The following is a 23627-nucleotide window of genomic DNA, read 5'->3' as shown; positions in this document are numbered from 1 at the left end:
TAAAGGAGGAGCTATTTAATATGAGTGAAAAAGTACTGATGAAAGGTAATGAAGCTATTGGTGAAGCAGCAATTAGAGCTAACTGTCAATGCTTCTTTGGGTATCCTATAACTCCGCAAACAGAAATTTCTGCGTATTTATCAAGAAAAATGCCTAAAATAGGAAGAGTATTTTTACAAGCAGAAAGTGAAGTAGCAGCAATAAATATGGTATACGGTGCAGCTGGTGCAGGTGTTAGAGTTATGACATCTTCATCAAGTCCAGGAATAAGTTTAAAAGCAGAAGGTATTTCATATATAGCTGGAGCAGAAGTTCCATGCGTAATTGTAAATATAGTTAGAGGTGGCCCAGGACTTGGTAGTATTCAGCCAGCGCAATCAGATTACTTCCAAGCAACTAAGGGAGGATCTCATGGTGATTTCTCAATGCCAGTTTATGCACCATCTTCAATTCAAGAAATGGTTGATTTAATACAAGATGCATTTGATACAGCAGATAAATATAGAACTCCAGTTATGGTTATGGGAGATGGAATGCTTGGTCAAATGATGGAACCAGTAGAATTTAAAGAAAGACCTGTAGTAGAATTGCCAGAGAAGACTTGGGCTTCTTCGGGTTTAAATGGAAGAAAAAAACACAATGTAATAAATTCTTTATTCTTAAAATCAGAAGAGTTAGAAATGCATAATGAAAAGTTACAAGCTAAATACAAAGTAATTAAAGAAAAAGAAGTAAGATATGAAATGTTTGAATGTGATAGAGAAAATGATTTAGTTATGGTTGCATACGGTACTACATCTAGAATATGTAAAAATGTTGTTAAATTAGCTGCTGCAGAAGGTATTAAATTAGGTTTAATAAGACCAATTACTTTATGGCCTTTCCCTGCTGAAGCTTTTGAAAAAACTGTTGATAAAACTAAATTTGGTTACTTATCAGTAGAGATGAGTTGTGGTCAAATGGTTGAAGACGTAAAATTATCAGTTTTAGGTAGAAAACCAGTTGATTTCTACGGTAGATCTGGTGGAATGATTCCTCATCCAGAAGATATACTAGAAAAAGTAAAAGAAATTGTAGGAGGTGCTAAATAATGGCTATCGTATTCGAGCCTACAAAGGCGTTACTTGATGTACCTACTCACTATTGTCCAGGTTGTACTCACGGTATTATCCATAGACTAGTAGCTGAGGTAATAGATGAATTAGGGATTTTAGATAATACAATAGGGGTTGCACCTGTTGGATGTTCAGTTTTATGTTATGACTATTTTGCATGTGATATGTCTGAGGCTGCTCACGGTAGAGCACCTGCAGTAGGAACTGGTATCAAAAGAGCTCTTCCTGATAAAACAGTATTTACTTATCAAGGAGATGGAGATTTAGCCGCTATAGGAACTGCTGAAATCGTTCATGCAGCTACTAGAGGTGAATTAATAACAAGTATATTTGTAAACAACTGTATTTATGGTATGACAGGTGGACAAATGGCTCCAACAACATTACCAGGTCAAGTTACTGAAACTACACCATACGGTAGAGATACAAAACTTGCAGGTTTCCCAATAAGAGTATCTGAAATGATAGCTACATTAGCTGGTGCTGTATATGTTGAAAGAGTTTCTGTAGATACAGTTCCAAATATAAATAAAGCTAAAAAAGCAATTAAAAAAGCTTTCCAAGTTCAGTTAGATGGAAAAGGTTTCGCAATGGTAGAAGTATTATCAATTTGCCCAACTAACTGGGGTTTATCTACACAAGAATCGCTTCAGTGGTTAAGAGAAAATATGATCCCTTACTATCCACTAGGTGTAGTAAAAGATATAACTGGGGAGGTTGAGTAGTATGGCAGAACAACAATTAATTTGTGCTGGTTTCGGCGGTCAAGGTATTTTATCAATGGGTAAATTTCTAGCTTACGCTGGAATGGATTCAAATAAAAATGTATCATGGCTTCCATCTTATGGACCAGAAATGAGAGGCGGAACTGCTAACTGTTCAGTAGTAATATCTGATGAATTAGTTGGTTCTCCAGTTGTTACAGAATTAGATGCTGTAATAGTAATGAATAGACCATCACTTGATAAATTTGAAGAAATGTTACATTCAGGTGGATTAGTGATTTTAGATAGTGATATCGTAGATAGAATGCCTGAAAGGGATGATGTTGAGGTTATAGCAATTCCAGCTCAAACTGAAGCAGAAAAATTAGGAAGTAAAAAAATAGCTAATATGATTTTATTAGGTGCTTATGTTCAAAAGACAGGAATAGTTTCATTAGAAGCTACTATACAAGCATTAGCAGATCATGGTAAAGCTAAATTCTTAGAATTAAATAAAAATGCTCTTGAAGTTGGAGCTTCTTACGCAAAATAATAAAAAGTCTCGCGATAGCGAGGCTTTTTATTTTAGTGTGAAGTGTGAAGTGTGAAGTGAAAAATCAAAAGAGTAAAGAGCCAAAGGCTTAAAGAAAACCATAATGATATGATAAATAAAGGGTATTATGGTTTACAGTTATAAAATATTTATCAATAATTATTTCAGGAGTTTGAGTTTATGGCTCAATGGGAGTTATAACAGGTTTACCTTCTTTATCTAGTAGAACAGTAAGTCCACCTGCTTGTGCTGAAATTGTAAATAAGTAATTTACTCCTGTTTGTTTATCAATAAGTATTTTATATTGGTCCATAAATCCTGCTTGTTCATATGAAATTTCAAAGCGTTGCCTTTTTTCTTTACGCATATAAATTACCTCCTATTAGTTTTTATAAAAGTTCTTTTAGAGAAAAAATATTATTCTTTTTAAAATCATTGATGATTTCTGGTGTTAAAAATTGTTGTGATTCTTCTGTTGATACCCACTTAAAATCTGAATGTTCTGGGGATAATATTATTTTATCATTTTTGCTTGTACAAAGGTATGTAAGAATAACTACTTGTCTTGTTGGATTAGTTTGGAAAGTTGTTGCATAGAGAAGTTTATCAACGGTTATAGTAAGTCCAACTTCTTCTTTTACTTCTCGCATAAGTGCTTCCTCTAAATCTTCACCAAATTCTATTTTTCCACCTACACATTCCCAAGTGTCAGCACCGATTTTATCATTAGAAGAACGTTTGATAATTAGTATTTTCTCGTCTTTTACAATAATTCCTTTAACAGCAACTACTAGTTTACATTCATTAGTCATTTATTTCACTCCATTTCAATATCTTTTAAAATACTTAGGCGAATTGATTCTTTACTTTGCTATGTACAAAAAGCAAAGCAAGTATATGACATTAACCTTTGAGAGTTCAGCCATGTACCATATATAAATAAATTATAAACTATATGGGAAAAGTTTGAAATAGCAAAGTTACGCTGTGAATAAGAGTAGTAAAAAAATTGTTTAAATACAGTTTTTGTAATATAATAGTATTTGTCACAGGATAAATATATGTAGTTTAATAAGTAGTAAAATTTGACTATGCTGATAGTACAGTAATGGATAATATTTATGACACATTGCATATTAATATAATAAAATGAAAGAGGTTGAATATGGGAAGATTATTTGGAACAGATGGAGTACGAGGAATTGCAAATACTGAGTTAACACCAAAGCTTGCATATGAATTAGGAAGAGCAGGGGCTTTTGTATTAACAGAAGGAACACACAAACCGAAAATTTTAGTTGGAATGGATACTAGAATTTCAGGCGATATGTTAGAATCTGCACTAGTTGCGGGGATTTTATCAGTGGGAGCAGAAGCTATAAGCTTAGGAATTGTACCTACGCCGGCAGTAGCATATCTTACAAGGAAATATGGAGCAGATGCAGGTGTTGTAATTTCAGCATCACATAACCCGGTTGAATACAATGGGATAAAATTTTTTAATGGACAAGGATATAAATTAAAAGATGAACTAGAAGATAAAATTCAGGCAATTATAGATAATGATTTTGAAGGAGTACCAAGCCCAATAGGTGGAGAAGTTGGAAGAAAAATAATTGAAGAATCTGCGGTGGAAGATTATGTGGATTTTGCTAAATCAACTGTGGATAATTCTTTAGAAGGGTTAAAGATTGCTCTTGATTGTGCAAATGGTGCTGCATATCAGACTTCTGTGCAGACTTTTAGAGAATTAGGAGCGGAAGTATTAGTTATCAATAATGACCCAGATGGTGTTAATATTAATAAAAACTGTGGTTCAACACATCCAGAAGAATTGATGGAATATGTAGTAAAAAAAGGTTGTCATTTAGGTATTGCTTTTGATGGTGATGCTGATAGATGTTTAGCAGTTGATGAAAAAGGAAATCTAATTGATGGAGACTTTATTATGGCTATTTGTGCTAAACAAATGAAGGATGAAGGTAAATTAGAGAAAAATACAGTGGTAGTAACAGTAATGAGTAATCTAGGTTTTACATTGGCCCTTGAAGAAGAAGGTATCAATATACCAAAAACTAAGGTTGGCGATAGATATGTACTTGAAGAAATGGTAGACAAAGGTTATAAATTAGGTGGAGAGCAATCCGGACACGTTATTTTCTTAGATTTCAATACAACTGGAGATGGGCTTCTAACAGGATTACAATTGGCTTCTATAGTTAAAAAAACTGGTAAGAAATTATCTGAATTAGCTACTATTATGAAACAATTACCTCAAGTTTTAGTGAATGCCAAGGTTCCAAATAGTATGAAAGATATATACAAAGAGGATAAAGATATAATTTTAGAAATAGAAAAAGCTGAAAAATTACTTAATGGAAAAGGAAGAGTTCTTATAAGACCATCTGGAACAGAACCATTAGTAAGAGTTATGCTAGAGGGCGAAAATCAATATGAAATAGAAAAAATTGCTAATGATTTAGCAAAATTAATAGAACTTAAAGCGGGAGTAAGATAGAATTACAATGCACAATGCACAATGCACAATGCACAATGCACAATGCACAATGCACAATGCACAATGCACAATGCACAATGCACAATTAAGGTGGATTCTCCTCATTCTTCGGAGAATCTAAGATTCAAAAAAACAATCTCTTGATAGCTATGCGAGGGGTTGTTTTTTCTGTATGTATAGATTAAGTAATATAGGATTGGAATAATATTTTCAATACTACTTTTAATACTGGCTGTATTGATTTAAGAAAGTGTAAGTAAAAATATAATTGTAAACAAATTGACATCTATAAGACTATAATATATTATATAAATAGTTGTATAGGTGAAAATAAATACATTGTTTTGTGTGTATTTAGCAATACTTTATGCGATTTATGGAGCTTGTGCAAGGAATGACAGTGAAAATTATTTTAGGGAGGTGAAGACGACAAAAAAATCGAATAGAAGCGCCAGACCTTATTTATATAAGGTGACGAGGATGGGGAGTATCGAAGTTTTCGGCGGATGCCCCACGGTATTGCACTACCGATAAAGATTGACAAAACAAGAAAGCAATTTCTTGGACAGATTCAATCGGGTGTACTTCTAAGTGCAGGTTTCCTTTGTTAAAGAAAGCTTTGTTTTAGAATATTGTTTTTTATTATAAGTGTTACTTTGAGTTTATTTTAGTTATGCAATAGTGTTTAAAAGCAATGGTTTAAAACTAGTTAAGGATAATTTTAATAATATGAAATTAGTTCGTAAATTAAAGATTTTCTGAGGTACGAAGAAAATCATCCTTAATTGTGCATTGTGAATTGTGCATTGTGCATTAATTTAAGATTGAAAAACTATTTACAAAGGATAATACATTTAATATAAGCAATACTACAACATAGCTCAAAAAATTAAAAGGAGATATGTATATGTGTGGAATAGTAGGTTATTTAGGAAGTAAGGATGCTTCAACAATTTTAATTGAAGGATTATCAAAACTTGAGTATAGAGGATATGACTCAGCAGGAGTTGCAGTAATAGAAGGTAAAGGCATTACTGTTAAGAAAAGTAAAGGTAGACTTTCAAACCTTGAAGAAATGCTTAAAGGAAATCCTGTTGTTGGTAATGTTGGTATAGGACATACAAGATGGGCCACACACGGAGAGCCATCAGATGTTAATTCACATCCTCATCTTGATATGCAAGATAGAATTGCAGTGGTTCACAATGGTATCATAGAAAACTATATGGTACTGAAAGAATGGCTTCAATCTGAAGGCTATAAGTTTAAGTCAGAAACAGATACAGAAGTAATTCCACAGCTTGTTGATTATTACTACGAAGGTGATTTATTAGATGCTGTAATGAAGGCTGTTGAAAAAATGCAGGGTAGTTATGCTCTAGGGGTTATTGCTAAAGAGGAACCTAATAAGATTGTTGCTGTAAGAAAAGACAGTCCACTTATAGTAGGGGTTGGTGAAGGTGAATCCTTTATAGCTTCTGATATACCTGCAGTTTTAAATTATACAAGAGACGTTTATTTTTTAGAAGATAATGAATTTGTTTTAATAGAAGAAGAAGGTATAAAGATTTTTGATGCTGAAAAGAATAAAGTTGAGAAGGAAGTATTTCATGTAACTTGGAATGCTGATGCAGCTGAAAAAGGCGGATATGATCACTTTATGCTTAAAGAAATCCACGAGCAGCCAAAAGCTATTAAAGATACTTTAACTTCTAGAGTTACTAAAGGTGAGAAGATAAAGCTTGATGGTATCTCAATTACAAAAGAATACTTAGAAAATGTTGACAAAATTTATATAGTAGCATGTGGAACAGCTTATAATGCTGGGGTTGTAGGCAAATCTCTAATTGAAAAGTTTGCTAAAATTCCCGTGGAAATAGATGTGGCTTCAGAATTCAGATATAGAGAACCACTTATAACTGAGAGAACGCTTATGATAGTTCTTAGCCAGTCAGGAGAAACAGCAGATACACTTGCTGCTTTAAGACTTGCAAAATCTCAAAATGCTAGGATTTTGGCTATAACAAATGTTGTAGGAAGTTCAGTTTCTAGAGAAGCAGAAGATGTTCTTTATACTTGGGCAGGACCTGAGATTGCTGTTGCATCAACAAAAGCTTATGTAACTCAGCTTATTGCTCTATATATTGTGGCACTTCATTTTGCAGAAATACTAGGTACAGTAAGGGAAAGTGAAATAAATAAGATAAAATCAGGTCTTTTAGATATGTCTGAAAAAGCAGCAGAAGTACTAAATGATAAAGAAGAGATAAAAGAATTTGCTAAAGAAGTAGCTAAGCATAAAGATGTATTTTTCTTAGGAAGAGGATTCGACTATGCAGTTGCTATGGAAGGTTCTTTAAAACTTAAAGAAATATCTTATATTCATTCAGAGGCGTATGCTGGTGGAGAATTAAAGCATGGTACTATTGCTTTAATTGAAAAGGGAACAATGGTAATAGCTCTCGCAACTCAAAAAGCTTTGTTTGAAAAAATGCTAAGTAATGTAAAAGAAGTAAAAACAAGAGGGGCAAGAGTTATAGCAGTATCAAAAGAAGGTTATGAAGAAATTGAAAAGACAGTGGATGCTACAATATATACTCCAAAAGTAAGTAGTATATTGGCTCCAATTTTATCAGTAATTCCCCTTCAATTACTTGCATATTATGTTGCAGTTGAAAAAGGTGCTGACGTAGATAAACCAAGGAATCTTGCTAAGTCTGTTACTGTGGAATAGAGGATAGTTTGTCTAAATTGACGTTTTTTAACTAAAAAACTAAAAATCGAAATCGACTTTTGAGATTTGAAAATCCTAAAAGTCGATTTTTTATTGAGTAGAAAATTGGGATAATTTTAAAATAAAAAAATAAATAAAGATAGTCTTACTGGTTTATTGAATAGATTACAAATCAAATATTATAAAACGTTGCAAGGGTTACCGTATTCTATTATAATTTAGTATATTATGAAATAATAAAATGGAAATTAAGTAAAACAAGTGAAATATAAAAATAACTATTTTACTATGAATTAAATCAATTAGAAAAAAGGAGAAAAAAATGACGAATTATATTTTATATGTAGTTGCCCTGATGTTGTTACTAATATCTTTTCAAAAAGATAAAGTAAAAACTAAAAAAGCACTTAAAAAAGCTTGGAAGGCTTTTGATAATATTCTTCCGGAATTTTTAGGAGTAATTATGTTAGTGGGGATTTTGATGGCTGTTTTAAATCCAGAAGTTATTTCAAAGTTAATTGGTGAAGAATCAGGATGGTTTGGAGTAATTATTTCAGCTGTGGTGGGTACTATTACTTTGATACCAGGATTTATAGCTTTTCCAACGGCAGCAATGCTTTTAGAAGGAGGGGCAGGATATATGCAAATAGGTGCCTTTGTATCGACACTAATGATGGTTGGAGTTGTAACTGCACCTGTAGAAATAAAGTACTTTGGTAAAAAGATGACTATTATGAGAAATGTTCTTGCTTTTGTATTTTCATTCTTTGTTGCATTTATCATTGGAAAGGTGGCAGGTGTAGTATGAAGCTAATTAAAAGATATAAATTTTTTATAGGTACACTAGCGATTATAGCAATAATAACTATACTAAATATGGAATTAGGATTAAAAGCATTGTCCGTTACAGGGTATAGTTTAAAAGAAATGCTTATGGTAATTCCTCCTGTATTTATACTTTTAGGGCTTTTAGATGTATGGATACCTAGAGAAACTATGGTTAAGTATATGGGGCATGGCTCAGGGATTAAAGGGATAATTTTAGCTTTGGCTTTTGGATCAGCGGCGGCAGGACCGCTTTATGGTGCATTCCCAGTTGCAGCAGTTTTTATAAAGAAAGGTGCTAAATTTAGTAATGTACTTATTTTCATAGGAGCATGGTCAACTACAAAAATACCGATGTTTTTATTCGAGTTATCCGCTTTAGGTACAAGATTCGCACTTACTAGGCTACTTATAGATATACCGGGGATTATTATAATGGCATATATTTTATCTTCATTAATATCAGAGGAAGAAGTTGAGAAAATATATAAGGGAGTAGAGTCTCTATAGATCTACAACTACTTAAAATATATAGTATAAAAAAAGCACTATGAGGTATATATACCTTTTAGTGTTTTTTTTATGAAAGAAGAAAAATAATACTACATAATTTACAAAATATGGTATAATATATTCATGGAAAAATTATTAGTTTGCATTAAGTAGTTGAAAGAAATGTTAACTATACATTGAATACATTTTAAAAAAAGTAGATTTTAAAGGAGCAAAGTAATGGATGATAAAGCAAAAAAATATATAATAATCAGTATTGGTATAGTAGTTCTTTCAGCTCTTTTATTGCCTTGCTTTTCTCCTAAGAGTATTGATGGGGTATATAAATGCAGTTTTGGATTCCCTATAGCTTATTTTTATATAAATACAATGGGAAATAGTTCAATGGTGATACCTATTTTGCTGAGTGATGGCAAAGAGGTTAATTTTAATTTAGTTTGGTTTGCTTTAGATATTGGAATTTATTACTTTGTTTTAAGTAAATGCTCTTCTATTTTTAAAAATAAGAGAATAGGTATAGGTACTTTATCGATAATAGTATTTGTCCTTGCTATATCATTTTTTATAAGTATAGAAGGATATGGAATAATTGGTGTCTACTTCTTATCAAAATTTGGACTTAAACTTAATATAGGAAAAATGATAGGGCTAAACTATTCAACAATATTTCCACTAATATTATTTTTATTATCTTTTTTCTTGGGTAAAAGATATAGAAGAGATTTAGGGGCTGAACTAGGGACAAGCTTATCTGCTTTTATGGGCGTTTTTCTAGGGTTGCTATTGGTAGTTAAAGTAGCTTTTTGAAATAAAGTAATGGCTAAATCTCATAAGATTTATTCTTGGATAAAATCAAGGTTTAATAATTCTATATTATGCGCATCGTATTTAATCATGCCGTTTTTTCTCATTTTATTCAGTTCTCTAGAAAGTGAAGTTCTCTGTATGCCCATTTTTTCAGCGAGTTCTTTTTTACTTAATTCAAGTTTGATTACTGAAGAGTTTTGAATATTATATTCATATTTTAAGAAGTCTATAATACTTTCCCTAATTGATTTAAGTGAAATTGATTTTATTTTTTGTGAAAGAATGGCAGATTTATTTGATATATTATTCAAAAATAAAACTAAAAAATCTTTATTATCACTACATAGATTGAGTATTAGTTCTTTTTTTAAATGAAGTAAAATCACATTTTCTTTTGCAATAATACTCATGGGGTAAATAGGATAATTAGAGAATATTAAATTCCCTCCAAAATCATCTCCCTTTTTAAAATCAGCTATAGTAAGAACATTTCCTTTTTCATCAATCTTTTGTACAATAATGGTGCCCTTTAAAATAATGTCTAAAGTCGTTGAATGTTCCCCTTCAAGTCTTATTAAAGCATTTTTCTTGTAGGATTTTATTTGATAGTACCCTTGAATAAAATATCTCTCGATTTCTTCTTCTGATAAATGATTAAATAATTTATTATTTTTAAGTTCTGATATGTATTTTTCTATTTCCATATAATTTACAGTCCTTTTTTATAAGTAATAATCTACAAGTAAGACTTTCTTATTATTCGGAAGTCTTTTAACTATTTGAAAATTTTCTGACCAAAGGGAAGAAAATTCACATTAATTGTGCAGTGTGCATTGTAAATTGTGCATTGCTTTAAAATTAGTTACCGTGGTAACTGATTTTATCTTCAATTAATTATATTATAAAAGTACAAAATATAAAAGGAGGACAAAAGATGTTAGAAAAAATATTCCAATATTCAATGAAAAAAGAAAAGGCTGTTGAGAGGATTATTGATGATGAAAATGTAAATATTAATCATATGATTTTTAGAAAAGGAGAATCACTACCAGAACATTATTCTAATTCTAATGTTTATATGATAATCACTAATGGAGTTATGAATATTAAATTAAACGATGAGGAATATCACTCTTATGAAAAAGGCAAAATGCTTAATATTCCGTATAATATAAAAATGAATATTACTAATTTGGATGAAGAAATTTTAGAATTCTTCGTAGTTAAATCACCAGCACCTAAATATTATGGAGGTAAGTAAGCATGGATATATTTACAATAGGGCTTTGGGTAGTGACGGGTATTTTGTTTGTTTTTTTTATGATTAAGGATAAAGATAAAACTTTATCTTCGATGAAAATGTCTAAGGGTATGATGAAAAGTATGGTAGGAGAAATTATAGGAATATTATTCTTGATAGGATTAATACTAACATTTGTTCCTCCAGAGAGTATAAAAAATGTTTTAGGAGAATCAAATTTAGTGTTATCAACAATAGCAGCTGCATTTGTGGGTAGTATTACTTTGATACCGGCTTTTCTAGCATTCCCATTGGTAGGGTCTTTAGTCAATGTAGGAGCAAGTATTGTACCAGCAGTTGCATTTTTAACTACACTTACAATGGTTGGGTTTGTAACATTCCCATTAGAAAAGAGGGAGTTTGGATTAAAATTCGCTTTTTATAGAAACTTATTTAGTTTTATATTTGCAATTATTATTGCAATATCTATGGGGGTGTTCATTTGAAAATCGTAAATTTATTTAAAAAAAATATTTTGTTAGCTTTTGTTATTTTAATTTATATAGTGCTATTTATATTTGCTCAAGATAAGGCTATTTCATCTGTAGATAATAGTATGTATTATGTTATTGAAATGTTGCAAATTATGCCAGTTATTTTTCTTTTGACGGCTATTTTAGATGCTTGGGTTCCGAAAGATGCTATTGTAAAGAATTTAGGAAAAGATTCAGGAACCAAAGGTATATTGTTGTCTTTTGTCTTTGGTAGTATTTCAGCTGGACCTATATATGCAGCATTTCTAGTGTGTAAAATGCTTCTAAATAAAGGAGCTAGTGTTAAAAATATTGTTGTTATTTTAAGTGCATGGGCAGTAATTAAAGTTCCTATGTTAGCTAATGAAGCTAAATTTCTTGGTGTACATTTTATGAGTATAAGATGGATTTTGACAGTAATATCCATAGTAATTATTGCTTATCTTGTATCTTTGATTGTTAAAAGAGAAGATGTAAAAATTGAAGAAGTTAAAGAATTAAGTGAGGTTAAAAAGATTAGCATATTAACGGAAGCTTGTATGGGGTGTGGACTTTGTGCAAAGAGCATGCCAGAATATTTTCAAATAAATAATAGAAAAGCTGAAGTAACAAATAAGGTATTGAAAGTGGAAGATTTGGACAAATTAAAAGAAGTAAGTGAAAAATGTCCTGCTAAGGTTATTAGATTGGATTAAGATTTTGTTAAAACTGTTATTTACATTCAGATATAGTATAATGAATTAACTATAATCGACATTTTTCAAAAGAGATGGGATGTTTTAATTTTGTAAACATCTCATCTCTTTATTTATATGTATTTAGAATTTTAACTAAAAGGATGACATAAAACCTACATATGAATTCCATATATTTAATAATATAATTACAATTAATGTAATATTAAATACTTTAAGTATATCCTTATTATCTATTTTTTTATTTAGTTTTGCACCAAGTAGTCCACCTATTATCCCGCCTGGAACCATAAAACAGAGCATTTCAAGATTATAAAAACTAAAACCGGTGGTAAAAGTGATGGTTAAGAGTTTTGAAGCTTGAGAAAATAGTATAATTAAAATAGAGTGTATAGCAGCTTCTTTTGTATCCATACTAAAGAAAATTGCTAGTATTGCTACATTAATAGGACCTCCACCAATACCTAAAAATGATGCTATAGTTCCTAATAAGAAACCTATGAAAAATATAAAAAAACTATTATGTATATCGAATTTTGGTAGTTTTTCTTTTAAATTGATATAAATAAATACAAAAATCATTAATAAGGCTAAGATTACTGCTTGTATAGTTTTAGCTAAACTTTCGTTTTGTAAAACAAAGAGAAAATTTGAAAAAAGAGATTTACCAAGTATCCCTCCTAATATAGAACCAAAAGAAATTATTAGTGTGGTTTTACCTTTGAATTTTACTCCATTACGAAACTGTTTGTAAGTAGAAACTATGGCCATAGAAAAAACGGTAAAAGATGATAAGACACTTATAGTTGCAAGATCATAATGGCCTAATGCATCAAGAACTGGTTTTATTATAACACCACCACCAAGTCCGGCCATAGAACCGACAACTGTGGCTATAAATCCAATAAGAAAATAAACTAAAAACATTTTAAAAGCCTCCTAAAAACCTTTCTTATTTCTTTGATATTATATAATAATCCCAAAAACATTTATTCTAATACTATATCAAATTTAAGACGAATTCAAGTTTGATTATATTTCATAAGAGACTATTATGAGATAACTTATATTAGATAAAGTGAAAACAATATGGAGAATTTCATAATTAATAATATTGACAAATAGATAGATGATAATGTATGATTAAATTAAAGTCAACGTTAACTTAAAAATGTATTAGAAAATTGTAAGGGAGGAAGTAATTTAGTGGATAAACTAAAAAGTGCAGTTATAAAAGAAGTAAACGAACACATTTTACCATTTTGGGAAAAATTAAAAGATGAGAAAAATGGAGGCTTTTATGGTTCGGTTGATTTTGGCATAAATATTATTAAACAAGGGGATAAAGGAGGTATAGCTGCAGCTAGATTTCTTTGGTCGTTTTCAGCTGCTTATCGAGTACTTAAAAAAGAAGAATATTTAGAATGTGCACATCATGCGTATGATTTTTTGTGTAATAAAATTATAGATGAAAAATATAAAGGATTATACTGGATGGTTGATGCTGAAGGAAATCCGATAGATGAAAGAAAACATATATATACACAAGCTTTTGGAATATACGCTTTAAGTGAATATTATAGAGTAACAAATAAAGTAGAAGCTTTAGAATTGGCAAAAGAATTGTATAGATTAATTGAGGATAAAGGATTTAATCAAGATATAAATTCTTATAAAGAAGAGTTTAATCGTCAGTGGGTTGAAGTATCAAATGAAATGCTGAGTGAAAATGGTGTGCTAGCTAAAATTACTACCAATACTCATTTGCATATATTAGAGGCCTACACTAATTTATATCGTGTTTGGCCTTCACAGGAATTAAAAGAACGTCTTACGAATTTAGTGTATATTTTTTATAATGAGATTTTTAATCAAGATAGTAAATGGTTAAAAATATTTTTCGATAATAAATGGCAATCGATAATTGAGTTAAAATCTTTTGGACATGATATAGAAGCTAGTTGGTTAATTGATGATGCATTAAAAATATTAGGATTACAAGATCCTAAACTTGTACGTATGGTAATAGACATTGCTTATAATGTTTCCGAGAATGCAATACAAAAGGATGGGTCTTTAGTTAATGAGCAAGAAGGAGATATAATTGATTATACAAGGGTTTGGTGGGTTCAAGCTGAAGCAATGGTAGGATTTTTAAATGCCTATGAACATACAAGAGATAATAAGTTTTTAGATAGAGTAAAGGGTTTATGGAATTATACTAAGAATAATATTATAGATTCAAGGCAAGGTGGAGAGTGGTATTGGTCTGTTGAAGATAGTGGGAAAGTAACTAAAAGAAATATTGCAGAACCATGGAAAACACCTTATCATAACACAAGATTTTGTCTAGAATTTATAGAAAGGATGGATGGATGATGATACATAAAAAATATTTTGAGTTAAAAGAAAAACAAGATACTTTTTTAAATAGAAAAAATGAGATAAATGAAGAGTTTTACAATGGACTATATAATAGATACAAATATCCTGTTATAACAAGACATCATGTACCACTTCACTGGAGATTTGATTTGAATAAAGAAACTAATCCATATTTTATGGAACGATTAGGGGTAAATGCGACTTTGAACGCAGGAGCTATTTATTTGGAAGGTAAATATTATTTAGTAGTTAGGGTTGAGGGTCTAGATAGAAAGTCTTTTTTTGCCCTAGCTCAAAGTGATAATGGTATAGATAGTTTTAGGTTTATTAATGAGCCGATAGTGTGGGAAGATATATATAAAGAAGAAACTAATATATATGATATGAGATTGGTAAAACATGAAGATGGGTGGATTTATGGTGTTTATTGTTCAGAAAGTAAAGATAAAGAAACTCCTATAAATGATACTTCTACGGCAGTTGCACAAGCGGGATTAGTTAGGACTAGGGATTTAAAAAAATGGACTAGGCTTCCTAATATCAAAACTGCTTCGCCACAACAACGTAATGTTGTTCTACATCCTGAGTTTGTTGAGGGCAAGTATGCATTTTATACTAGGCCACAGGATGGATTTATTTCTACAGGAAGTGGTGGAGGAATTGCATTTGGATTATGTGATGATATATTAAATCCCGTAATTGAAGCAGAGAAGGTTATAGATGGTAGAAGGTATCATACAATTTATGAAGTGAAAAATGGGCAAGGACCAGCGCCTATTAAAACAGCAAAGGGTTGGATTCATATAGCTCATGGTGTTCGCAATACTGCTGCTGGACTAAGATATGTATTATATGCATTCGCTACTAGTATAGAGGAACCTACAAAGTTAATAGCAAAACCAGGAGGTCATTTTATTGCGCCTTATGATGATGAGAGAATAGGAGATGTATCAAATGTTATTTTCTCTAATGGTGTTATAGTAAATGAAGATGAAGAAGTGTTTATATACTATGCATCATCTGATACAAGAATGCATGTAGCAACAACAACTGTAGATAAGTTAGTTGATTACGTTTTTAATACGCCGGAAGATAAATACAGGTCTTTAGATTGTGCTAAGCAGAGAGCAAATTTAATAAGAAATAACGTAAATTTACTTAAAAAATAGTTTTTATTAAGTAAATATGTTATTATTGTGTTTAGAGGTGAGATTGTGAAAAATAATATTACAATGAAAGATATTGCAGAAAAACTAGGAGTAAGCAATGTTACAATATCAAAAGCATTAAATGATAAAGATGGTGTTAGTGATGAACTTAAGGAGAAAATAAAAAATTTAGCAGAAGATATGGGCTATAGAGTGAATACTGTAGCTAAATCTATGAAAGAAGGTATTTCATATAATATAGGAGTTATTCTTGCTGAGCGGTTTACAGGTGAAATGAATTCGTTTTATTTGGAATTTTACAAACATATAGCTAGTACTCTTGAAAAATATAACTATTACGGTATTTTGCAAATTATAAATGATAAGGATGAACAAGAACTTAATCTACCAAGAATATATTATGAACGAAAAGTCGATGGATTTATAGTATTAGGGCAAGTTAGCAAGGAATATGTTGATACTCTGCAAAAAATAGATATTCCAGTAGTGTGTTTAGATTTTTATGATGAGCATAATAGGATAGATACCGTAATAACTGACAGTTTTTATAGCACATATGAGATAACTAATTATCTAATAAAGAATGGGCATCGTGATATTGCATATATAGGAAATATATATGCTACTAGTAGTATACAAGATAGATTTTTAGGATATTATAAATCATTATTAGAACATAGAATAGAATTAAAAGATGAATACGTAATAAAAGACCGTGATGAAAAAGGAGCTTTTATCGAATTGGATATGCCAGAAAAGATGCCTACGGCTTTTGTTTGCAATTGTGATAAAATAGCGTATCAACTTATAAAAAGGTTGAAAAATGAAGGGTATAATATACCAGGTGATATATCTGTGGTTGGGTTTGATAATGATATATATTCAACTATATCAGAACCACAAATCACTACTGTAGAAGTTGATATAGAAACTATGTCTGAAACGGTAGTAAAAGCAATTATTAGTAAAGTTAAAAATGACGACGTTAAATATGGGCGTGTTCTAATAAAGGGTAATATAATATATAGGGATTCTGTTGCGTCTTTGAAGCAAGGTAATTAATTTTACCTTGTTTTTTTCTAAGTAAATAATTATGAACAATTAAAATGCTAAAACGGGTACTACTTCACAGTATAAATTTTTTTTCGAAAGGGTATAAAAAAATAGAAAAAGTTATAATATGAGTTTTTTAGGTGTTTTGAAGAATTTTTATTTTTTTATTTAAAATATTTTGATATCTTATTATTTAGCTACACGTTAACTTAAAAAAACAATGAAAATAGAATCCCACATTTATAGGTATGTTCACGTTTACAGCTATTAATAAGTTTTATTGTAACGTTTAAATATAGAAATATTGTAATAAGGATTACCTTAAATTTACTTAAAAATAGGTTGACAAAAAATATGTAAAGGTTTATAATTCAATTATAAAGTTAACGATTAAGTTAATAAATTTTAGGGGGTTGAAAATATGAAAATGAAAAAATTAGTTCCACTTATCATGAGTACAGCTTTATTAGTTTCAATGTTGGCTGGTTGCACAGGTAATAATTCAAGTAATAACAACTCAGTTTCAAACAATGGAGGAGAAAAGGCTGCTGAAGAGACAATTAGTGGTGAAATTACAGTTCTTACGAATCGTACTGATCTTGTAGATACAACCTTTAACGAGTACAAAACAAAATTCAATGAAAAGTATCCTGATGTAAAAGTAAATTTTGAAGCAATAACAGATTATGAAGGTCAAGTAAAAACTCGTATGAACACAACAGATTATGGGGATGTTTTACTTATACCAAATGATTTAAACTTAACTGAATTACCTGATTTCTTTGAATCATTAGGAACAATAGAGGACTTAAGTGAAAAATACTTGTTTACTGACGAAAAAGCGATAAATGGAGAAGTTTATGGTATTCCAACTTTTGCCAACGCGCAAGGTATAATTTATAATAAAAAAGTGTTTGAAGAAGCTGGCGTAGACAAAGTTCCTGCGACACCAGAAGAATTCATAGATGCAATGAAAAAAATTAAAGAAAATACGGATGTTGTTGCACCATACTATACAAACTTTGCCGCTGGATGGCCATTAACTCAATGGGAGCCAAATAGAACTTCTATTGCTGGAGATCCTGAATATGTAAATACATTAGCACATACTGATACACCATTTGATGAAGGAACACCTCACTATATTTTATATAAATTAATGTACGATTTAGTTAGTGAAGGATTAATTGAAGAAGATCCACTAACTACAGATTGGGAATCTTCAAAGCAAATGATTGCTGATGGTGATATTGCAGCGATGGTATTAGGTTCTTGGGCAATAGTACAAATGAAAGATCTTGCTGAAAATCCTGATGATATTGGATACATGCCATTTCCATATACTAATGAAGACGGAAATATTTATTGTAATAGTGGTGGAGACTACAAAATAGGGATTAACAAAAACAGCGAAAATAAAGAGGCTGCAAGAGCTTGGCTAGATTTCTTTGTGGATGAATGTGAATTTGCTGAATCTCAAGAAGCTATTTCACCATTAAAAGGTTCACCAATGCCTTCATCATTAGCAGCATTCGATGAACTTGGTGTTAAATTAATTGCGAAAGCACCTGCTCCAGAAGGTGAAGAAGGTTGGGTAGAAGATATAGACAATGAATCTGAAGTGGGTTTATGGGCAGATAACTTCAAAAAAAGAATTATTGAAGCAGGATTAGGAAATACAGACGAATCTTTCGAAGATATAATGAGTGATTTGAATACTAAATGGGCAGATGCAAGAGCTAAAGTTGTAAAATAAATTATAATTATGTTATTTAATTAAAAAAATTAGGACATACCTTATGAGGGACTGTGTTGGTAAATGTTGTTATATAAAAATCAGCAATTAATAACACGGTCCTGAATTTTAGTGAGGAGGAGTAGATATGAGTATGATTAACTTTAAACTCTCAAATTTGAGTTATAAAAAGCAAAGAATAATAATTATAGCAGCATTTTTGATAATACCATTATTTCTATTATTGACCTTTTCTTTTTGGCCACTTGAAAAGATGATAGTTTATAGTTTTTATGATTGGAATGGGTTTAGTAAAAATAAAGAATTTGTAGGATTTGAAAATTATATAACAGTATTTACTAGACCGGAGTATTTTTCGGTTTTTAAGGTTAGTTTGTATTATTTAGTTGGTTCATTTGTGCAGATGGCTTTAGCATTATATTTTGCAACAATTCTGAGTGCAAAAGTAAGAGGTAAAAATATATTTAAAGCAATTTTATTTTTTCCCTACCTATTAAATGGTGTTGCAGTTGGATTTGTTTTCTTGTTTTTTTTCAAACCTACAGGAACACTTGATACAGTAATGAATCTAATGGGTTTAGGAGCTTTTACTCAAAAATGGTTAGGAAACCCTGATTTAATAAATATATCATTGGCAGGTGCTTCTATATGGAGGTATATTGGGTTCAATTTTATTATTTTTCTAGGAGCTATTCAATCAATACCTGGAAGCATATATGAAGCTGCTGAAATTGATGGAGCAAGTAAATGGCATCAATTTAAATATATTATTTTCCCTAGTATAAAAAGAATAATTGAGTTGAATTTAATTCTAGCAATAAAGGGAGCACTTTCTGTATTTGAAATACCATTTATTATGACAGATGGAGCAAATGGGAGTAAAACTTTTGTAATTCAAACACTAGATACTGCATTTGAATTTGGCAAATTCGGATTAGCATCTGCTATGGCAGTAGTGCTGTTGATTATAGTAATTATAACTGCTATTATACAAAAAAAATTCTTTAGAGATAAGGAGGCATAATAATGAATAGGATAAAGTACTTTATTGGTGATTTATTAAAATATTTATCTCTTTTTATTGGTGCATTTATAGCTTTAGTACCTATTGCTGTTATTTTTATAGCTTCTTTTAAGACCGGTGAAGAATATAAAATAACAAGTCCTTTAACGTTGCCAAGTAGTTTTTTAAACATTGAAAATTTTAGAAGAGCATTTGTTGAAGGAAAGATGTTTCTTGGTTTTATGAATACTATATTTATTTTAGTAATTTCTATAGGGGGAGCAATACTTTTGGGTACAATGGTTGCTTATGTATTAAATAGATTTAAATTTAGAGGTAGCAAATTTATTATGAGTTTGTACTTACTTGCTACTTTGATACCTGCGGTAACAACGCAAGTTGCTACTTTTCAAATAATAAATATGTTTAATCTTTACAATACACGGTTTGCTGCAATCATACTTTATATGGGCACTGATATTATTGCGGTGTATATATTCTTGCAATTTTTAGATGGAATTCCAATTTCTCTTGATGAATCAGCAATGCTAGATGGAGCATCATACTTTACAATATACAGTAAGATAATCCTACCATTATTAAAGCCTGCAATTGCAACGGTGTTAATAATTAAAGGAGTGTCTATATATAATGACTTTTATACACCATTTTTATATATGCCTAAAGATGGTCTTCAAGTTATTTCAACGGCATTATTTAAATTTAAAGGGCCTTATGGATCACAATGGGAAGTTATTTGTGCAGCTATAATTATTGCAATAATACCTACACTAGCTATTTTCTTATCATTGCAAAAATATATCTATAATGGTTTTACACAAGGATCTGTTAAATAATATTAGAAATAAAAATGAAAAAAATCTCGTAATGTGAGAATTATATTTAATAGCCGATGGGAAAAGATGAAAGGAGAATATAAATTATGAGTACAGTAAAAATAGTTGGAGATAATGTTTCTAATATGCCTTGGGAAAAAAAGCCAGAAGGAATAAATGCACCAGTTTGGAGATATTCTGGTAACCCTATTACAAAAAGGAATCCTGTAAAAGGAATTACAAGAATATTTAATAGTGCAGTAGTACCATATGAAGGTAAATTTATAGGTGTATTTAGAGCAGAAACGATAACAGGGAGACCGCATTTACATTTAGGGTATAGTGATGATGCAATTAAATGGGATATAAATGAAGAAAGAATAGATTTTGTAGATGAAGATGGTAATGATTTTCAGCCTAAATATGCTTATGATCCTCGATTAGTTAAAGTAGAGGATACTTATTATATTATTTGGTGTACTGATTTTTTTGGGGCTTCCTTAGGAATAGCTAAAACAACTGATTTTGAATCTTTTGTAAGACTTGAAAACCCGTTTTTACCATTTAATAGAAACGGGGTTTTATTCCCTAAGAAAATTAATGGTAATTTTGCGCTACTATCTCGTCCTAGTGATAGTGGACACACACCGTTTGGAGATGTTTTTTTAAGTGAAAGTCCAGATTTAAAATACTGGGGTAAACATAGACATGTTATGAGTAAAGGTGGGCAAGGCTGGTGGCAGGCATTAAAAATTGGTGGCGGTCCAGCACCGATAGAAACAACTGAAGGATGGCTTATGTTTTATCATGGAGTAACAGGTACTTGTAATGGTTATGTTTATAGTATGGGTGCAGTTATTTTAGATAAAGATGAACCATCAAAAGTAAAATACAGAAGTAAAAATTATGTATTAACACCTGAAGAGTGGTATGAAGAAAGAGGCTTTGTTTCTAATGTAATTTTCCCATGTGCAACACTTAATGATGCAGAGACAGGAAGAATTACAATATATTATGGCGCTGCTGATACATATGTTGGTGTAGCATTCACAACAGTAGAAGAAATAGTAGCATATGTTATAGAAAATAATGAGGTTGTAGGTGAGGATACAAGTATTGGTAAAATATAATGAATAAAAAGTGATTTTGATAATGTGAATATATAAAATCAAGGTAAATCTTAATAGAGTACCTTGATTTTGATTTATATGCATTAGTAAAATGAATATACAAGGAGAAAATAATATGGATTATATTAAAGGAATTACTTTTGGGTGGGGTTGTAGAAGAGGAGAATTTCAAAAAAAAGGGGTTAAACAGTCTTTAGTATTGCTAAAAGAAAGAACTAATTGTAATTATATTATTATAGCTATTGCTGCGCTTCAAGATACTGCACACTCAGTAGATATTGATTATAAAGGTGAACATATTGTCGGAGATTTGGAATTAATTGAAATGATTAATTATGCTAAATCTATGGGTTTGAAAGTTATATTAAAACCAACAGTTAATGTAAAAAATGGTATATGGAGAGCGCACATTAACTTTTTTGATATAGATGTACCATTTGAACCTAAATGGAGTGAATGGTTTAAAAGCTATACAGAATATCAGCTTCATTATGCTAAGATAGCTGAAAAAACTAACTGTGAAATGGTTATAGTTGGTTGTGAAATGGTACAAACAACAAGGCGTGAAAGTGAATGGAGAAAATTAATAAAAGATGTTAGAAAAATTTATAAAGGCTTAGTTAGTTACAATTGTGATAAATATCAAGAAAACACTGTTAATTGGTGGGATGAAGTTGATGTAATTTCATCCAGTGGATATTATCCAATTAGTGATTGGGATACACAGTTAGAGAGGATAAAAAAAGTTGTTAATGAATATAAAAAACCATTCTTTTTTGCAGAGGCTGGATGTCAAAGTAAATCTGGAGCAAGTAAAATACCTAATAAATGGGATTTAGAAGGAGAAATAGATTTTAAGGAACAAGAAGATTATTATAAAGTTATGTTTGAGAAAGTTAATAATGAGAAGTGGATAAATGGTTTTGGATTATGGGAATGGCCGGGGATTATATATAGTGAGAATAATGCCCACAAAAACAAATGTTATTCAATATATGGGAAACCAGCAGAGAAAATAGTAAGAGAATTTTATTTAGACAGGAAAGGGAGTAATTATGATAACAAGTAGAAGACCTAATATACTTATTTTGTATACAGACCAGCAAAGACAAGACACATTAGGTTGCTATGGTAATAAATACGCAGTTACACCTAATTTAGATAAGTTAGCGGAGAAGGGAGCTAAATTTAACAACTATTTTGTTCAGAATCCTGTGTGCATGCCTAGCAGAATGTCATTTTTAACAGGAAGGTATTGTAGTTCTATAGGTATAGGAACTAATGGTGTTCCTTTGGACGAAAATGCGTGTACAGTAAATAGAATAGTAAAATCTTATGGCTATAATACAGCTCAAATAGGTAAGCTACATTTCCAACCACATAGTAGGCGTGATCATAAAGATCCACATCCTCTTTATGGTTTTGATACATTTATTTTATCAGATGAACCAGGTTGTTATGATGATGCATATATAAAATGGGTAGAAAATATTGATCATGACATGGTTGATAAAGTAAGAACTTCACTACCACCTGCTGCAGTAGAATTTGGAGCAAAAGTCTTTTCACATATTCCAAGAGAAACTCATGAACCATATGTTTTTGGGGGAAGAAAAGAATATACACATAGTAGTTTCGTTGCTTCAGAGATGTGTAATTTTTTGAGAAGTACTGATAAGAATAAGCCTTTCTTTGCTATAGCAGGATTTTATGCTCCGCATACTCCTATTAATCCACCACAATGTTATATTGATTTAATTGAAAAAAACAAACTTGATTTGCCATTAGTAGGCAAAGATGAGAAAGTTATGGAAATATTAAAAGACTTAAGTAATGATGATTGGAAAGAAATTAGAGCATATTATTTGGCTCTAGTATCTCACGTAGATGATTGTGTTGGAGAAATAATAAAAACGTTAGAGGAAGAGAAACTAAGTGATAATACACTAGTAATATTTACTAGTGACCATGGTGAGTATCTCATAGCCATCAACCTAACAGAACCAATTTATGTAAAATAACAAATCTAGATGTTACCTATTAGATTACAATAAAAAA

Annotated in this window: 24 protein-coding genes; 20 read left to right on the top strand and 4 right to left on the bottom strand. The window is 30.6% G+C overall.

The genetic code is table 11. The features are described from left to right. Positions 1-20 precede the first annotated feature (20 nt). Genes ACVHXK_RS09520 through ACVHXK_RS09510 form a run of 3 tightly spaced genes read left to right on the top strand, consistent with a single transcriptional unit; the run spans position 21 to position 2372 of the window. Complete coding sequence (locus ACVHXK_RS09520) at positions 21-1091, top strand: 3-methyl-2-oxobutanoate dehydrogenase subunit VorB (RefSeq protein WP_461206154.1); 1071 nt, start codon at positions 21-23, stop codon at positions 1089-1091. Then, positions 1091-1840, top strand: coding sequence for a thiamine pyrophosphate-dependent enzyme (locus ACVHXK_RS09515; protein ID WP_461206153.1), 750 nt, complete (start codon positions 1091-1093; stop codon positions 1838-1840). Before ACVHXK_RS09520 ends, ACVHXK_RS09515 begins: the two co-directional genes overlap by 1 nt. 1 nt (position 1841) lies before the next feature. Beyond that, positions 1842-2372 carry a 2-oxoacid:acceptor oxidoreductase family protein gene (locus ACVHXK_RS09510; protein ID WP_461206152.1) on the top strand — a complete coding sequence of 177 codons (531 nt, stop codon included), beginning with the start codon at positions 1842-1844 and terminating at the stop codon, positions 2370-2372. Between the two features lie 178 nt (positions 2373-2550). Here ACVHXK_RS09510 and ACVHXK_RS09505 read toward each other — a convergent pair whose 3' ends face one another. After that, a complete protein-coding gene (locus ACVHXK_RS09505; protein ID WP_461206151.1) occupies positions 2551-2739 on the bottom strand; it encodes a DUF6440 family protein in 189 nt (62 codons plus the stop codon). Positions 2740-2761: 22 nt separating this feature from the next. Next, positions 2762-3184 carry an NUDIX hydrolase gene (locus ACVHXK_RS09500; protein ID WP_461206150.1) on the bottom strand — a complete coding sequence of 141 codons (423 nt, stop codon included), beginning with the start codon at positions 3182-3184 and terminating at the stop codon, positions 2762-2764. A gap of 353 nt (positions 3185-3537) precedes the next feature. Between ACVHXK_RS09500 and glmM the strand changes: the two genes are divergently transcribed. The 5 genes from glmM to ACVHXK_RS09475 all read left to right on the top strand — a co-directional run bounded on the left by glmM (position 3538) and on the right by ACVHXK_RS09475 (position 9769). Next, the gene (gene glmM / locus ACVHXK_RS09495) at positions 3538-4890 is read left to right on the top strand and encodes a phosphoglucosamine mutase (protein WP_461206149.1); all 1353 of its coding nucleotides are present in this window, start codon (positions 3538-3540) and stop codon (positions 4888-4890) included. 907 nt (positions 4891-5797) lie between these two features. Next, positions 5798-7624, top strand: a complete 1827-nt coding sequence (glmS, locus tag ACVHXK_RS09490; protein WP_461206148.1) for a glutamine--fructose-6-phosphate transaminase (isomerizing) — start codon at positions 5798-5800, stop codon at positions 7622-7624. Between the two features lie 322 nt (positions 7625-7946). Further along, positions 7947-8432 (top strand): permease, encoded by a 486-nt coding sequence (locus tag ACVHXK_RS09485; RefSeq protein ID WP_461206147.1) that lies wholly within the window; start codon positions 7947-7949, stop codon positions 8430-8432. After that, positions 8429-8959 carry a permease gene (locus ACVHXK_RS09480; RefSeq protein WP_461206146.1) on the top strand — a complete coding sequence of 177 codons (531 nt, stop codon included), beginning with the start codon at positions 8429-8431 and terminating at the stop codon, positions 8957-8959. Before ACVHXK_RS09485 ends, ACVHXK_RS09480 begins: the two co-directional genes overlap by 4 nt. 222 nt (positions 8960-9181) lie before the next feature. Beyond that, complete coding sequence (locus tag ACVHXK_RS09475) at positions 9182-9769, top strand: hypothetical protein (protein ID WP_461206145.1); 588 nt, start codon at positions 9182-9184, stop codon at positions 9767-9769. A 29-nt stretch (positions 9770-9798) separates the two neighbouring features. Here the strand turns inward: ACVHXK_RS09475 and ACVHXK_RS09470 are convergent, their stop codons facing one another. Further along, positions 9799-10473, bottom strand: coding sequence for a Crp/Fnr family transcriptional regulator (locus ACVHXK_RS09470; RefSeq protein ID WP_461206144.1), 675 nt, complete (start codon positions 10471-10473; stop codon positions 9799-9801). Between the two features lie 230 nt (positions 10474-10703). Between ACVHXK_RS09470 and ACVHXK_RS09465 the strand changes: the two genes are divergently transcribed. Genes ACVHXK_RS09465 through ACVHXK_RS09455 form a run of 3 tightly spaced genes read left to right on the top strand, consistent with a single transcriptional unit; the run spans position 10704 to position 12237 of the window. Continuing rightward, the gene (locus tag ACVHXK_RS09465; protein WP_461206143.1) at positions 10704-11030 is read left to right on the top strand and encodes a cupin domain-containing protein; all 327 of its coding nucleotides are present in this window, start codon (positions 10704-10706) and stop codon (positions 11028-11030) included. Between the two features lie 2 nt (positions 11031-11032). Continuing rightward, positions 11033-11515, top strand: coding sequence for a permease (locus ACVHXK_RS09460; RefSeq protein WP_461206142.1), 483 nt, complete (start codon positions 11033-11035; stop codon positions 11513-11515). Then, positions 11512-12237, top strand: a complete 726-nt coding sequence (locus tag ACVHXK_RS09455; RefSeq protein WP_461206141.1) for a permease — start codon at positions 11512-11514, stop codon at positions 12235-12237. The genes ACVHXK_RS09460 and ACVHXK_RS09455 overlap by 4 nt, the downstream gene beginning before the upstream one ends. 135 nt (positions 12238-12372) lie before the next feature. Here ACVHXK_RS09455 and ACVHXK_RS09450 read toward each other — a convergent pair whose 3' ends face one another. Continuing rightward, entirely contained in the window at positions 12373-13164 is a 792-nt protein-coding gene (locus ACVHXK_RS09450) for a sulfite exporter TauE/SafE family protein (RefSeq protein WP_461206140.1), read from the bottom strand. Positions 13165-13443: 279 nt separating this feature from the next. On the opposite strand from ACVHXK_RS09450, the gene ACVHXK_RS09445 reads away from it, so the two are divergent. From ACVHXK_RS09445 to ACVHXK_RS09405, 9 genes are all read left to right on the top strand, one after another. Next, positions 13444-14616 (top strand): AGE family epimerase/isomerase, encoded by a 1173-nt coding sequence (locus ACVHXK_RS09445; protein ID WP_461206139.1) that lies wholly within the window; start codon positions 13444-13446, stop codon positions 14614-14616. After that, on the top strand, positions 14613-15791 hold the full coding sequence (locus ACVHXK_RS09440; RefSeq protein WP_461206138.1) for a glycoside hydrolase family 130 protein: 1179 nt from the start codon (positions 14613-14615) through the stop codon (positions 15789-15791). The genes ACVHXK_RS09445 and ACVHXK_RS09440 overlap by 4 nt, the downstream gene beginning before the upstream one ends. Positions 15792-15836: 45 nt before the next feature. After that, the gene (locus tag ACVHXK_RS09435) at positions 15837-16853 is read left to right on the top strand and encodes a LacI family DNA-binding transcriptional regulator (protein ID WP_461206137.1); all 1017 of its coding nucleotides are present in this window, start codon (positions 15837-15839) and stop codon (positions 16851-16853) included. Positions 16854-17265: 412 nt separating this feature from the next. Beyond that, positions 17266-18600 carry an ABC transporter substrate-binding protein gene (locus ACVHXK_RS09430; protein ID WP_461206136.1) on the top strand — a complete coding sequence of 445 codons (1335 nt, stop codon included), beginning with the start codon at positions 17266-17268 and terminating at the stop codon, positions 18598-18600. A 127-nt stretch (positions 18601-18727) separates the two neighbouring features. Next, on the top strand, positions 18728-19624 hold the full coding sequence (locus ACVHXK_RS09425) for a carbohydrate ABC transporter permease (protein WP_461206135.1): 897 nt from the start codon (positions 18728-18730) through the stop codon (positions 19622-19624). A gap of 2 nt (positions 19625-19626) precedes the next feature. Beyond that, positions 19627-20460: a carbohydrate ABC transporter permease gene (locus tag ACVHXK_RS09420; protein ID WP_461206134.1), complete on the top strand. Its 834-nt coding sequence runs from the start codon at positions 19627-19629 to the stop codon at positions 20458-20460. Between the two features lie 86 nt (positions 20461-20546). Beyond that, positions 20547-21569, top strand: a complete 1023-nt coding sequence (locus ACVHXK_RS09415; protein ID WP_461206133.1) for a glycoside hydrolase family 130 protein — start codon at positions 20547-20549, stop codon at positions 21567-21569. Between the two features lie 115 nt (positions 21570-21684). After that, positions 21685-22638, top strand: a complete 954-nt coding sequence (locus ACVHXK_RS09410) for a glycoside hydrolase family 113 (protein ID WP_461206132.1) — start codon at positions 21685-21687, stop codon at positions 22636-22638. Then, the gene (locus tag ACVHXK_RS09405) at positions 22625-23590 is read left to right on the top strand and encodes a sulfatase family protein (protein WP_461206131.1); all 966 of its coding nucleotides are present in this window, start codon (positions 22625-22627) and stop codon (positions 23588-23590) included. Before ACVHXK_RS09410 ends, ACVHXK_RS09405 begins: the two co-directional genes overlap by 14 nt. The last annotated feature ends 37 nt before the right edge of the window (positions 23591-23627 follow it).

It is taken from the genome of Clostridium sp. DL1XJH146 (assembly GCF_054819755.1).
The sequence above is the reverse complement of the archived record's forward strand: the minus strand, read 5'-3'. Positions and strand labels throughout refer to the sequence as shown.

Coding starts and splice junctions, on each gene's coding strand:
- ACVHXK_RS09425 (WP_461206135.1), top strand. CDS start 18,728: ATGAGTATGATTAACTTTAAACTCTCAAATTTGAGTTATAAAAAGCAA.
- glmM (WP_461206149.1), top strand. CDS start 3,538: ATGGGAAGATTATTTGGAACAGATGGAGTACGAGGAATTGCAAATACT.
- ACVHXK_RS09500 (WP_461206150.1), bottom strand. CDS start 3,184: ATGACTAATGAATGTAAACTAGTAGTTGCTGTTAAAGGAATTATTGTA.
- ACVHXK_RS09465 (WP_461206143.1), top strand. CDS start 10,704: ATGTTAGAAAAAATATTCCAATATTCAATGAAAAAAGAAAAGGCTGTT.
- ACVHXK_RS09415 (WP_461206133.1), top strand. CDS start 20,547: ATGAGTACAGTAAAAATAGTTGGAGATAATGTTTCTAATATGCCTTGG.
- ACVHXK_RS09520 (WP_461206154.1), top strand. CDS start 21: ATGAGTGAAAAAGTACTGATGAAAGGTAATGAAGCTATTGGTGAAGCA.
- ACVHXK_RS09430 (WP_461206136.1), top strand. CDS start 17,266: ATGAAAATGAAAAAATTAGTTCCACTTATCATGAGTACAGCTTTATTA.
- ACVHXK_RS09460 (WP_461206142.1), top strand. CDS start 11,033: ATGGATATATTTACAATAGGGCTTTGGGTAGTGACGGGTATTTTGTTT.
- ACVHXK_RS09485 (WP_461206147.1), top strand. CDS start 7,947: ATGACGAATTATATTTTATATGTAGTTGCCCTGATGTTGTTACTAATA.
- ACVHXK_RS09410 (WP_461206132.1), top strand. CDS start 21,685: ATGGATTATATTAAAGGAATTACTTTTGGGTGGGGTTGTAGAAGAGGA.
- ACVHXK_RS09475 (WP_461206145.1), top strand. CDS start 9,182: ATGGATGATAAAGCAAAAAAATATATAATAATCAGTATTGGTATAGTA.
- ACVHXK_RS09420 (WP_461206134.1), top strand. CDS start 19,627: ATGAATAGGATAAAGTACTTTATTGGTGATTTATTAAAATATTTATCT.
- ACVHXK_RS09470 (WP_461206144.1), bottom strand. CDS start 10,473: ATGGAAATAGAAAAATACATATCAGAACTTAAAAATAATAAATTATTT.
- ACVHXK_RS09505 (WP_461206151.1), bottom strand. CDS start 2,739: ATGCGTAAAGAAAAAAGGCAACGCTTTGAAATTTCATATGAACAAGCA.
- ACVHXK_RS09515 (WP_461206153.1), top strand. CDS start 1,091: ATGGCTATCGTATTCGAGCCTACAAAGGCGTTACTTGATGTACCTACT.
- ACVHXK_RS09480 (WP_461206146.1), top strand. CDS start 8,429: ATGAAGCTAATTAAAAGATATAAATTTTTTATAGGTACACTAGCGATT.
- ACVHXK_RS09510 (WP_461206152.1), top strand. CDS start 1,842: ATGGCAGAACAACAATTAATTTGTGCTGGTTTCGGCGGTCAAGGTATT.
- ACVHXK_RS09405 (WP_461206131.1), top strand. CDS start 22,625: ATGATAACAAGTAGAAGACCTAATATACTTATTTTGTATACAGACCAG.
- glmS (WP_461206148.1), top strand. CDS start 5,798: ATGTGTGGAATAGTAGGTTATTTAGGAAGTAAGGATGCTTCAACAATT.
- ACVHXK_RS09450 (WP_461206140.1), bottom strand. CDS start 13,164: ATGTTTTTAGTTTATTTTCTTATTGGATTTATAGCCACAGTTGTCGGT.
- ACVHXK_RS09440 (WP_461206138.1), top strand. CDS start 14,613: ATGATGATACATAAAAAATATTTTGAGTTAAAAGAAAAACAAGATACT.